This window comes from Nocardioides sp. (assembly GCF_025964975.1).
In the GTDB taxonomy this organism is placed as follows: Bacteria; Actinomycetota; Actinomycetes; order Propionibacteriales; family Nocardioidaceae; genus Nocardioides.
Genome location: NZ_JAOPXV010000068.1, coordinates 1 through 11,944 on the forward strand (window position 1 = coordinate 1; position 11,944 = coordinate 11,944).

At 70.5% G+C, this 11,944-nt stretch carries 11 protein-coding genes and 1 pseudogene; 2 read left to right on the forward strand and 10 right to left on the reverse strand.

The window, feature by feature from the left end:
- On the forward strand, positions 1-1,933 hold a 1,933-nt coding region (locus JWN68_RS04910), incomplete at its 5' end, for a hybrid sensor histidine kinase/response regulator (RefSeq protein WP_297735535.1).
- A gap of 32 nt (positions 1,934-1,965) precedes the next feature.
- Here JWN68_RS04910 and JWN68_RS04915 read toward each other — a convergent pair.
- Positions 1,966-3,039, reverse strand: a complete 1,074-nt coding sequence (locus tag JWN68_RS04915) for an NAD-dependent epimerase/dehydratase family protein (RefSeq protein WP_297735537.1) — start codon at positions 3,037-3,039, stop codon at positions 1,966-1,968.
- Positions 3,040-3,103: 64 nt separating this feature from the next.
- Here JWN68_RS04915 and JWN68_RS04920 point away from each other — a divergent pair, with 64 nt between their 5' ends.
- Positions 3,104-3,478, forward strand: a complete 375-nt coding sequence (locus JWN68_RS04920) for a PaaI family thioesterase (RefSeq protein WP_297735541.1) — start codon at positions 3,104-3,106, stop codon at positions 3,476-3,478.
- Positions 3,479-3,499: 21 nt separating this feature from the next.
- On the opposite strand, the gene JWN68_RS04925 is transcribed toward JWN68_RS04920, so the two are convergent.
- The 9 genes and pseudogenes from JWN68_RS04925 to JWN68_RS04965 all read right to left on the reverse strand — a co-directional run.
- A complete protein-coding gene (locus JWN68_RS04925; RefSeq protein ID WP_297735544.1) occupies positions 3,500-4,918 on the reverse strand; it encodes an amidase family protein in 1,419 nt (472 codons plus the stop codon).
- On the reverse strand, positions 4,915-5,136 hold the full coding sequence (locus JWN68_RS04930) for a hypothetical protein (RefSeq protein WP_297735548.1): 222 nt from the start codon (positions 5,134-5,136) through the stop codon (positions 4,915-4,917). The genes JWN68_RS04925 and JWN68_RS04930 overlap by 4 nt, the downstream gene beginning before the upstream one ends.
- Positions 5,130-5,669 carry an alpha/beta fold hydrolase gene (locus JWN68_RS04935; RefSeq protein ID WP_366519744.1) on the reverse strand — a complete coding sequence of 180 codons (540 nt, stop codon included), beginning with the start codon at positions 5,667-5,669 and terminating at the stop codon, positions 5,130-5,132. Before JWN68_RS04935 ends, JWN68_RS04930 begins: the two co-directional genes overlap by 7 nt.
- Positions 5,670-5,817: 148 nt before the next feature.
- Positions 5,818-7,992, reverse strand: a complete 2,175-nt coding sequence (locus tag JWN68_RS04940; RefSeq protein ID WP_297735551.1) for a GAF domain-containing SpoIIE family protein phosphatase — start codon at positions 7,990-7,992, stop codon at positions 5,818-5,820.
- 129 nt (positions 7,993-8,121) lie between these two features.
- Positions 8,122-9,045, reverse strand: coding sequence for a glucose 1-dehydrogenase (locus JWN68_RS04945; protein ID WP_297735554.1), 924 nt, complete (start codon positions 9,043-9,045; stop codon positions 8,122-8,124).
- Positions 9,046-9,117: 72 nt separating this feature from the next.
- Positions 9,118-10,005, reverse strand: a complete 888-nt coding sequence (locus JWN68_RS04950) for an alpha/beta hydrolase (RefSeq protein ID WP_297735557.1) — start codon at positions 10,003-10,005, stop codon at positions 9,118-9,120.
- A gap of 34 nt (positions 10,006-10,039) precedes the next feature.
- Positions 10,040-10,450, reverse strand: a complete 411-nt coding sequence (locus JWN68_RS04955; RefSeq protein WP_297735560.1) for an STAS domain-containing protein — start codon at positions 10,448-10,450, stop codon at positions 10,040-10,042.
- A 63-nt stretch (positions 10,451-10,513) separates the two neighbouring features.
- Positions 10,514-10,946, reverse strand: a pseudogene (gene arr / locus JWN68_RS04960) (NAD(+)--rifampin ADP-ribosyltransferase).
- A 26-nt stretch (positions 10,947-10,972) separates the two neighbouring features.
- Positions 10,973-11,944: glycoside hydrolase family 16 protein (locus JWN68_RS04965; protein ID WP_297735563.1), on the reverse strand; the 972-nt coding region annotated here is incomplete at its 5' end.

The window sequence follows — 11,944 nt, forward strand, 5'->3', positions numbered from 1 at the left end:
CTCCGATCTCACGACCGAGCAGGTCGAGCAGCTCGAGATCGTCCGAGGTGCGGGCGAGAGCCTCCTCGCGCTCGTCACCGACATCCTCGACTTCTCCAAGATCGATGCCGGCAAGATCGAGCTCGAGACCAGTCCCTTCGCCCTGGCCGAGTGCGTCGAGTCCGCGGTCGATCTCGTCGCTCCGCAGGCCGCGGCCCAGGGCCTCGAGCTCATGTACGTTGCCGACGAGGACTGCCCCGGCGTCGTCCTCGGTGACCTCACCCGGGTCCGGCAGATCCTGGTCAACCTCCTGACCAACGCGGTGAAGTTCACCGCGGTGGGGGAGGTCGTGCTCCGGGTGTCCGTCGACGAGGGGTCGGGGGAGCTCTGGTTCCAGGTCAAGGACACCGGGATGGGCATCCGGGCCGATCACATGGACACGATCTTCGACTCCTTCACCCAGGCCGATGCCTCACCCACCCGGCCAGTGGGAGGCACCGGCCTCGGACTGACCATCAGCCGGGAGCTCGCCGAGGCCATGGGTGGCCGGGTGTGGGCCGAGAGTCGGGTCGGGCAGGGGTCGACCTTCTACTTCAGCGTCCCTCTCCACTCAGCTCCCGAACAGAAGGTCCCCGGGAGCCGGAGCCGGACGATGGCCGGGCTGGCCGGCCTGGCCGGCACCCGTGTCATCGTCGTGGACGACAACGACACCAACCGCGTCATCCTGCGCGACATGCTCGTCGGGTGGGGCCTGGTGCCGGCGGACACAGCCGATCCCCGGACCGCGTTGGACTGGGTCCGTCGGGGTCGACGTTTCGACTTGGCTGTCATCGACCTGCAGATGCCTGACATGGACGGACTCGCCCTCGCACGGTTGCTCCGCAACGCCTCGAAGGACCAGCAGCTGCCGTTCGTGCTGATGTCGTCGTTGAGCGATCGCTACAGTCCCTACCCCGAGCTCGGCCACGTCGCTCGCATCACGAAGCCGGTCAAGCCGTGGGCGATGGCGGCCGCGGTGCTGGAGGCGGTGCGAAGCGCGCCCGCTCCGTCCGAGCCGGTTGCGGCCGATCCCGTGCGGGGCGACGTCGCCCGGCTGAAGGTCCTCGTCGTCGAGGACAACGTCGTGAACCAGAAGGTGGCGTTGGGGATGCTGGCCAAGCTGGGATGCCGTGCGGATGTCGCCGCCAACGGTCTCGAAGCCCTGGAGGCCGTCCGGCGCCAACGCTACGACGTGGTCCTGATGGACGTGCAGATGCCGGTGATGGACGGCCTTGAGGCGACCCGACAGATCCGAGCCGAGCTGCCCGACGAGAGGCAACCACACGTCGTCGCCCTGACGGCCAATGCGATGGCGGAGGACCGAGACCGCTGCTTGTCGGCAGGGATGGACGACTACCTGAGCAAGCCTCTCCGGGCCGCCCAGCTGCTCGCAGCGCTCTCCAGCCGCCCGGCGGCCGTAGCCGAATCCGCCGAACCGCCCGGGCTCGCCGAGACCGCGGAGCCTGCCGAAGCCGCGGAGCCCGCCGGGCCCGCCACGCCTGTCGAGGCCACGGAGGCGGCCCCCATAGGAGAAGCGTCCCCCAGGGAGCCGTCATCCCCCGAGACGTCCATCGACGCGGCCGTCCTCAGCGACCTGCGCGCCGACCTGGACGACGACGAGTTCTTCACCAAGATCATCGGCCGTTTCGCCATCAACGCCGTCATCCAGGCTGAGCAGATGCAGGAGGTCCACCGTGCCGACGACGGTCCGGGCCTGGTGACCCGCGCCCACACGCTCAAGGGCACGGCCGCGAACTTCGGAGCCCACCGGCTCACTCATCTCGCCGCCGAGCTCCAGGCCGCCGCAGCCGACCCGGAGGACAGCCGGGTGCCGGCCCTGCTCCAGTCGTTGAGTGTCGAGGCCGCCCAGGTCGGCGATGCCCTCCGGGACTACCAGCGCAGTATCGCGTCCTGACCGCGGAACCTGTCAGGTGTTGCCGGGGGCCCTCAGGGTTGCTCGCGACTGGCGACCGGGCCTCGGCGTGCGAAGCGGCCCAGGGCTCCTGCGACGGAACGTGGCCGCAGGACCGGCGAGTGGTCCGAGGAGGCGTCCCTCATCCCTGACACCGTCTCCGACAGGACCGAGAGCGCGTCGGTGGCCGGCGACCAGCCCAGCTCGGAGGCGGCCCGCGAGGAGTCGAGCAGCGGTACGGCGTACCCCATGTCCACCCAACCCGCGTCAACCTGCTGGACGCGCGCTCGCCAGCTCAGGGAGACCGCCACCCGCACCGCCGCCGCCGGCACCTGCACGAGGCGCGCTCCGAGCGCGGCTGCGATGTCGGCGGCCGTGACTGGGGGCTCGGCTGCCAGGTTGAAGGCGCCCGGGGCACGCGACTCCAGGACCGAGACGACGGCGCTGGCCACGTCGTCCGCGTGCACCATGGGGATGGTCAGTCCTCGGTCCAGGGGAAGTATCGGCACGTGCCGCAACAACGATGACGGCAGTGCGCCGGGGAGGCCGTAGCGGAGCAGAGCGCTTCCGGCGCTGCGCTGGCCGACGATGCCGGGTCGTAGCCGGGTGATCACCGGCCCTCCGCGGCCGGTATCGCTCTCGAGCCGGTCGAGCAGCCGCTCGGCTGCCACCTTGTGCCGGCTGTACATGGAGCTCGGCACCCCCTCCGTCGGCCAACTCTCGTCCACCGGGGCGTCGTCCTGCTTGGGGGAGTAGGCGCCGACGGAGGACATGTGCACAAGGTGCGGGACACCGGCAGCCGTCACCGCCTCGATGACGCGTCGAGTCCCACCGATACCGAGCTCGGCCAGGTAGTCCTCACGATGGGAGGGCTGGAACCCCCACGCCAGGTGCACGACGGCGTCCGCTCCGACGCACGCGGCCATCAGAGCGGCCTCGTCCTCGGCTCGGGTCAGGTCGACCGGCGACCACTGCACGTCATCGAACGGGGCGACGTCGTCGGGCCGGCGACGCGCGAGGCCGACCAGCTCGTGCCCACCCGCCCGGGTCAGCTGTCTCAGCAGGGCGGAGCCGATGTTGCCGCTGGCGCCGGTGATGACGATGCGCATTGCTTCTCCTGGTGTCGGCCGCCGGGCGGCGGATCGAGTCGTCGGGGGTGGGTACCCCCGTCGCGTGAATGACATCCAGCAGGGCTTCCTCGAGCTCATCGGCGCCCACGACCCGGCCGGGAACGACGGCATGGCCACGCTCGAGGTGGACGTGGACGAACGGCACCTCAACGACGCCGGCACCGTCCACGGCGGCCTGCTGGCGACTCTGGTGGACGCCACGATGGGCGAGGCCGTCCGGAGCGCCGTGGGCGACGAGGTCCCGGCGACGAGCCAGCTCAGCCTGACCTACCTGCGCCCTGGCAGGTGCGGGCGACTGGTCGTCACCGCGTCGGTGCGCAAGCGCGGAGAACAGCTCACGGTGTGCGAGGCCGACGTGGAGCAGGACGGGAGGTCCCTCGTTCATGCCTTGGCCACCTTCGCCCTCATCGAGTCCTGATCGGCGACCCGGAGCGACGGGTCAGAGGAACCCCGGGAACGTCGGAGCGGCCAGCGGTCCGCTGGACCGGTCCCGCGCTGCTTCGTAGCCGTGGGCGATCTCGATGAGGTGGGTCTCGCTCCCGGCCGGGCCCCACCACGAGACGGCCACGGGCAGACCGGCGGCCAGCTCGGTCGGGACCGTGACCAGCGGGTAGCCGGCGATGGCAGTCGGTCCGGTGCAGGCACCGGCCAACGACTCCGCGTTGACCAGGTCGATGGGGTGGGCCGGGGGATAGGACGGCGTGACCAGTGCATCCAGCGCGTGCTCGCGCAGCACGCGGTCGATGCCACCTTTCCGGGCGGCCTCCAGTCCCCGCTGGCGAGCCGCCCGGTGCTCGGGGCTGCCCTGGGTCGGTCCGGCCAGTGCGTCCTCGAACAGGCCCTGGCCGAAGTGCGCAAGCTCCGTCGACGCGTGCTTGCGGTTGAAATCGACGATCTCGTCCAGCGTCCGCGGGACGGCGCCGCTTCGAGTGGCGAGGTAGTCCGCGACGCCGGCCCGGAACTCCGCCAGCAGCACGACCATCTCGTCCGCCCACACCTCGTCTGCGAGCGGCGGGAGGTCGGTGTTGTCCACGATGGTCGCGCCCTCGGCAGCCAGCAGTCCGAGTGCCCGCTCGGCGGCAGCGTCTGCGTGTGGCGAATAGCCCCAGTACGTCGCTCGCGGCACCCCGATGCGCTTGCCGGCGAGCCGGCCGGGGACCGCGTGCTCGGCGTACTCGATGCCGTTGGCGGCCATCACGGTCAGCAGTGCTGCCGCGTCGGCGACGGTCCTGGCCATGGGCCCGGGAGAGTCCTGTGACCTCGAGACCGGCACGACACCAGCAGTGGGCACGGTTCCGACCGTCGGCTTGATCCCGACGCACCCGTTGAAGGCGGCCGGGCAGCTGATCGAGCCGTCGGTCTCCGTGCCGATGGCGTACGGCGCAAGGCCGGCCGCAACCGCCGAGCCGCTGCCCGAGCTGGAACCACCGGCGGAGCGGTTCAAGCCGTAGGGGTTGCGGGTGAGGCCGCCGTACGCACTCCATCCCGAGGTGGACGCCTCATCCCGAATGTTGGCCCACTCCGAGAGGTTCGTCTTGCCCAGCACCACCATGCCGGCCGCACGGAGGCGTTGGACCAGCGTGGCGTCGGCCGTCGGTGGTGGGGCGTCGGCCAGCGCCAGCGACCCCGCGGTGGTCGGCAGGTCGTGGGTGTCGATGTTGTCCTTGACCAGCACCGCGCGGCCATGGAGAGGGCTCCGGACAGTTCCCGCCGCGGCTTCCTCGTCGAGCCGGTCCGCCTGCGTGAGTGCGTGCGGGTGCACGGTGCACACGGCGTTGGTCAGGGGATCGATGGTCCTGATGCGCTCGAGGAGCTCCTCGCTCTGCGAACGGGCACTTCCGCGAGGCGATGAGGTCATGGCGCGAGTGTGCCCGCCGTATCCAAGGCCGAGTCCGCCGACTTGTGCTCTCCTGTCATCGAAGGAAGTGCCCTGGTCAGCACGGGAGCGATGACCTCGGCCTTCACCTCGTGCGTCTGAGCGTCGAGCACGGCCGTCTCGGAGTCGGGGATCTGCGCCGCGATCGCCTCCGAGGCGTTGCGCATGTAGTTGGGACTCTTGCCTCCGGCGATCACCAAGGTGTGCGAGGAGATGGCGCCGTAGTGGCCCTCCGGCAGGGGGACTCCCCGGCGGTAGGCGAGACGATCTCGAAGTCGTGGGGCAGCGTGTCCGCAGAGGCCTTGAGCTTCTTCCACATCTGCAGCAACGGCAGCACGAGGACAACTGGGGCCGGTACGCCCAGGAGACGGAGGAACGTCTGCACTGCGCGGGTGCGCCGACCCTTCGACAGGTGCTCGCGCAGCTGGTCGGTGAAGCCGGGGTGGTCGGGAGGGTGGCTGGCGTCGAGGATGAACGGCGGCTCGTACACCGCGAGGCGGCCGCTCAGAGCGCCCTGCCTGGCGGCCTCCAAGGACAGAGCTGCCCCCGACGACATGCCGAAGACGAAGGCGACCGTGCCGACGGCTCCCAGCACGGCGACGAGGTCGTCGACCTCGCGTTGGACGTCGTACGGCGACGAGCCCGCGCCGCTGTCGCCTCGACCCCGCCGGTCGTAGCCCACCACCGTGAACTGGTGCTGGAGAAGTGGTGCGAGCTCATCGACGGCGCCCATCCGGCGATGGCACAGGGCCCCCCCGACCATGACGACCGTGGGCCCGTTCCCGGTCACCTCGTAAGCGATCGAGGTGCCTCAGCGGAGAGGGCGTGCTGGGTGGGGACGCCCGGACGATCGCTCATGCTGCCATGCTGGCAGATGATTGCTACGCGAGGCCCGTGAACGCCGCCGCTTGGGCGACCAGCTCAGTCGAGTCGTCAGCGGGGACGTCGCCCGTGTGTGGGTCGTAGGCGGCCAGGAGCAGGGCCAGGTCGTCGCCGAGCGACGGACCGGCGGCGGAATAGAGCTCCGCCAGCAGTCCGTCGAGCGCGGAACCGAAGTCCGAGCGGCCCACCCACGGGAGGAACGGGCTGGGGTCGATGAAGCCGCCGTCGGGCAGGCGCGCCTCGATCAGGCCGTCGGTGAAGAGCAGCATCCGGTCGCCCGGGTTGAGCTTGCCGTACGCCGCGACCGGGTCGACGCCGAGACCCAGCGGGGGAGAGTGTTCCAACGCCACTTCCTCGACGCCGCCGCCCTCCGTGAGCACGACCGGGGCGGGGTGCCCGCACGAGACGACACTGAAGCGGCCGTCGTGCTCGATGTCGACGAGCACGCCGGTCACGAAGTCCTCGGGGTCGGGGAGGTACGGCACGATCCGCCGGTCGATCTCGCGTGCCACCTGCGCGACGTCGCCCTTGCCTGCGGCAGCGGCCCGGAACTCGCCGAGCACGACCGTGGCGGTGCGGACGGCGGCCAGACCCTTGCCTCGCACGTCGCCGACCAGCAACCGAACCGACGACGGCCCGCGCACGACCTCGTAGAGGTCACCACCGACGTGTGCCTCCACGGCGGCAGAGAGGTAGCGCGCCGACAGGGCGATGGGACCGATTCGCGCGGGCGGCAGGGCCAGGATCGCGCGCTGGGCGGCCTCGGCCACCAGCGTCACGCCCGCCAGCCGCTCCGACTGCTGCTCGAACGTCGCGGCTGTGTCAAGCGCCAGCGCCACCCGGGCGGCCACTTCCTCGAGGAAGGTCAGGTCGTCCTCGGTGTAGCGGCGACCTGACTCGGCGTGGATCAGCGTCACCGCTCCGACGACGCCCTGGCGCCCGACGAGCGGGGCCATGATCGCGCTGGTCAGCCCGAGGCGCCGCAGGATCTCCAGGTGCTCGTCGTTGACGGCAGCGGCCTCGATGAGATCCGCCGGGATGAACGGGTAGATCTCGCTCTCACCGGTCCGAACGACCCTGGCTGCCCCGGTGGGGGAGTCCACCCGGGTCGGGAAGGCACCTTGCATCGACCGCGCCCACGCGGTGGTCTCGGGGTCGCGGTGCTGGACGGCCACGGTCTCGAGCTTGCCGTCACGCAGCAGGTGGAGTGAGCACCAGTCGGCGAAGCGAGGCACGAGGATCCGACCGACTTCGGCAACCGTCTCTTCCATGTCGAGGCTGCGCGACAGCGTCATCGACGCCTCCGCGAGCAGCGAGGTCCGCTGCGTCGCCGCGTCCTGCTGCTGGAGCTCGCTGGCACGCAGCCCGGCACTGGTCAGTGCACCCGCAAGCGAGTGGAGGAAGCCGTCCTCGGCGCGGGTGAAGAGGTTGGGCGGGAAGGTGAGGGCCAGCAGGCCGTGCGTCACGCCGTCCCGGTGCAGCGGGAGGAGGTGGAGGCACCGGTCCTCGGCGTAGTACTTCGCGAGCTCCGGGAAGGCGGCGACGATCTCCGACAGCGATCGGTAGTGCACATCCGTGCGGGTGCGCGCGGCCCACGCCCCAGGGAGGTCGCTGGACAGGGGGATCTCCTGGTACTGGTCAGCACCGTCGCCGGTGCGTCCGTGCCAGGTGACGGTCCGCAGCACGTCGTCCGCGTCGAGGGTCAGGACCATCGCCGACGTGGCGCCCATCGTCGTCACTGCGTGGCCGAGGAACCCCTCCACCACGTCCTTGATGGTGCGGGCTCCGGTGAGCTCCACCGCGAGGGCGTCCAGCACTCGCTGGGCCAGCAGGGTGGTCCGCTCCAGGCGTTCGCGTTGCCGCTGGCTGGTGCGGGCGGCGGCGAGTGCCAACCCACAGATCAGGATGCAGGTGGCGAACCGGACGGCCCAGGAGCGCTCACCCAGGTTGTCGTTCCACACCCCGGAGGCGACCGACGCCGCAAGGACGAGGGCGGCGACACCCGCAGTGCGGCGTACGTCGGTCGTGATCGCGACCAGGACGGCGGCAGCGGCGTACGCCCCGTTGATCTGGCGCTCGAGCGAGACATCGACAGCCACCATGACCGCAAGCAGCAGCACGCCGGGGACCCACCACAGTCGCCCGGACGGCAAACGCGTGCTCAGTGCGGTCACGTCGTTCGGGCTCCTCGGGGCGCGCGGACGGCCGAGAGCGCGCGCAGAAGGCAGAGACCGTCCCCGCGACGATAGTGGCGCGACAGACGCTTCGCTGACGTTTTCCACAATCCGCCGGGATCGACTGGTTCAGACGGACACAGGCTTGCCGCCGGTCACCCCGATGACCTCACCGGTGATGTAGCGGGACTCGTCGCTGGCGAGGAAGACGAAGGCGGTCGCGACCTCCACCGGTTGCCCCGCACGCCCGAGCGGGGTGTCCTCCCCGAAGGTTGCGATCTTGTCCTCGTCCATCGTCGCGGGGATCAGCGGAGTCCAGATGGGTCCCGGGGCGACCGAGTTGACCCGGATACCCTTCTCCGCGACGGAAGCGGCGAGCCCGCGGGTGAAGTTGACGATGCCGGCCTTGGTGGCGGCGTAGTCCATCAGCTCGGGGGAGGGCGATGACGCCTGCACCGAGGAAGTGTTGATGACCGAGCTGCCGGGGCCCATGTGCGGCAGCGCCATCTTGGTCAGCCAGAACATCGCATAGAGGTTGGTCTTGAAGACGCGGTCCAGCTGTTCGGTCGTGATGTCGGCGAGACCACCTGGCTGAGCCATCTGGTAGGCCGCGTTGTTCACGAGGATGTCGATGCGTCCGAACTCGTCGGCCGCCTTGTCGATCAGCGCCCGGCACGCCGTCTCCTCGGTGAGGTCGGTGGGGACGAGCACCGCCTTGCGCCCGGCTTCCTCGACCAGTCGCGCGGTCTCCTGTCCGTCCTCGTCCTCGCCCTCGAGGTAGGCGATCACGACGTCTGCGCCCTCTCGGGCGAACGTCAGCGCGACGGCCCGGCCGATCCCGGAGTCACCCCCGGTGATCACCGCGACCTGGTCCTGGAGGCGCCCGTGTCCCTGGTAGCTGTCCTCCCCGTGGTCGGGTTCGTCACCCATGTGGGACGTCACCGACGCGGGGTCGCCCGGCGGGGACAGGTCCTCGCCCTCGGTGTCGGGTTGGTCGATCGCGGTCGGGTCCTGGGGCGTGCTGGACGGGGAAGCTTCCTGGGGTGGGGTCATGGCTTCGGCGTACCCCGGCCAACGCGACGCATGCGTTCCGCGCGGGGACGTGCGGGGCGGCTCCGAGGTCGCTCAGCCGACCCCGCCGAGCCGTTTGAGATCGGCGAGGATCCGGTCGAGCTGCCTGATCAGCGACAGGTGGCCCTCGTCCTCGAACAGGTGCTTCTCGGCACCGTGGACGTGCTCCGCGAGCCAGACCCCGTGCTCGTAGGGCACCATCGCGTCCTGACGGCCCTGCCACACGGCGACCGGCACCCGGATGTCCGCCAGGTCGAAGCCCCACGGCGCGACGGCTGCCAGCCCGTCGTCGCGCATGCCGACCACGCCCTGGGCGCCGGCGTGGTTGAAGGTGCGGCTCATCCAGTCGCAGAACTCCGCGTCCAGGGCAGCGACGTCCACGGGCGTCACCAGGCCGCCAAGGGCGTCCGCCACCTCCTCGGCCGATGCCTGCAGGACCGGAAGGGCGTGCTCGTAAAGGTAGGCACCGTAGGCGTCGCGCCCCTGCTCGGCGACGTGATACTCGGCGTGGTTCTCCGGCGCCATGCCGTCGAACCAGTCCAGGCCGGCGGCGTCGTACGGCGCAACGCCGGCGATCGTCGCCGCGGCTCGACACCGGTCGGGCAGCAGCGCCGCGCACGCAAGCGCCCGCGGGCCACCGCCGGACCAGCCCGCGGTGACGAACTGGTCGATCCCGAGGTGGTCGAGCACCGCAACGGAGTCGGTCACGTCGTCGGCGTACGCACCTGCCTCGGCGCGGGGGGTGGAGGCGCCGTACCCGGGCCGCGAGCAGGTGAGCATGCGCAACCCCGCGTCCGCGACGGTGTCGTCGAACCGCCGCGACTCCGCGACGGCCGAGGGCGACCCGCCGTGGAACAGCAGGCACGTGCCATCGGGGTCACCGCCTACGAGCACCTCGATGGTGCGGCCGTCGTTGCTGGGGACCTGCAGGCGTTCGCTCATGCTGCGACGCTACGCCGCCCGGTCGAGCGAAACCTCACCTTCCACGGAGCGCGTCCTCGACGGTCGCGTGGGTGGACAGGGCACGGGAGAGGCCCGTGAACCGCAGCGCCTGGGCGACCATGCCGTTCGCCCCGACGATACGCAGCTCGCTGCCCGCGTCGCGGCAGGCCCGCGCCCCCGAGACCAACGCGCCCAGGCCGACCGCGTCGATGCGTGCCGTCAGCGACAGGTCGACGATGACGATCGGCGCGAGCGCGGCAGCGTCGGTGATGTCGGCAACGAGGTTGACGGCGTGCAGTCCGGTGACCTCGGCCCGGCACCGGATCTTCCGGAACCCGCCGTCTGCTGGTTCCTCCCGTGTCGTCCGCGCCGCAGTCCGCGGCTGGACGTCCCGGACACGCTCGGGCTCCTCATGGCCGCCGAGTCGACTGTGGAGGTAGCTCACGAGGTCCAATGTGCCAGCCTTCGCACGCCGCGGGTCCACAGGACTGGAAACAACTGGTGCGACTCAGTCCTCGATCTCGGCTGCACCCTGTCGTCGCAAGGCTTCCAGTCCGCTTCGCAGGGCTGCAACCTCTCCGGCGGGTGTCCGACCCAGTCGACGACCTCACCCACGACCCGGAGCGGCTGGCGACTCCGGAACGACTGCGTCGGGTTGCCAAGGAACTTCTTGTCGGTGGCGTTGGGGTCGTCCTCGAACTCGCCGGTCGGCTCGACGACGTAGATGCGTCCCCTGCCGGGCCCGGCCGCGAGCTCGGCGCCCCAGACTGCCGCGTCGAGGGTGGCAGTGAAGTAGACGTGGTTCATCACCCGGCCGTCCTCGAAGTTCGAGGTCCGCCCCGGCTCAGGATCGCGCCGATGGGCAGGTCTGCCTTGGTGCCGTGGAGCCAGACACCGTCCCGGTAGACCTCGAAGGGCACCGGCTCATCCGTGTCACTCATGGGACAACCCTAGAAGCGTGTCTGCGTCACTGACCGGCGGTCGGGTCCCCGGTCTCCCACACGCGTACCCAGTCGACGTACATGTGCTGGGGAAGCTGCCTGTCGGTCATCTCGACGAACTCGTAGTCCGAGGAGAGCAGGCTGAGGATCGGGTACTGCGGGGCGTTGGAGATGCCGCCGTTGATGCGGTGGCTCTCCTTGCCGTCGATGCGGAAGATCAGCCGCTGCGGGGTCCACTGCACCGAGAAGACGTGGTAGTTCTTCGACCAGCCGTCGCGCCGGCCCTTGAGGAAGGAATGGCCGTTGGCGACGCGGGAGCCGGTCTTGACGATGTGGCTGCCCTGGTAGCGGTGGATGAAGGTGGCCAGCCCGCCGAGGGGATGCCGGTCGCCGAAGTACTCGATGACGTCGATCTCGTGACCGCTGCTGCCGGGGAGCATGCCGCCGACCGGCTGCATCCAGAAGCCGCCGTGCTGCCCGCGTTCGCGGTGGAACTTGATGCGGGCAGCAGCGAAGCCGTACTTGAAGGAGAAGGCGCCCTCGGTGCCGATGTGGCCGTTGAGCCGGTAGGCGAACTTGCCGAGGTGGTCCCCACGGACATAGGCCCTGCACTTCTCGGTCCTGGTGGGGTCTCGCAGGACGCTGAGCCGCACCGCACCCCCGGCGACCCGGACCGCCGAGGGATCCCCCTGGGAGCAGCTCCGGAGGCTCTGCGGCTCGAAGTTGGTCCCGCGGTGGTGCCACTTCGGGGAGAGCTCGAAGCCGTCGAACTCATCGGTCCACGTGGGGTCGAGCCAGGGTGCGGTGCTGACGGAGGCGCTGGTCACCGAGCCGAGCCCCTGATGACGCACCGCCTTGACCCGATACGTCAACGGTTGGCCCTCAGCCGTGGCCGGGGCAGCGAACTGGACGCGAGTCTCGGTCGTCTGCCGGAGCGTGTCCACCCATGCCCAGGAGGGACCCCGCTGGACCTGCAGGACGATCTGGCGGCCGGGCGA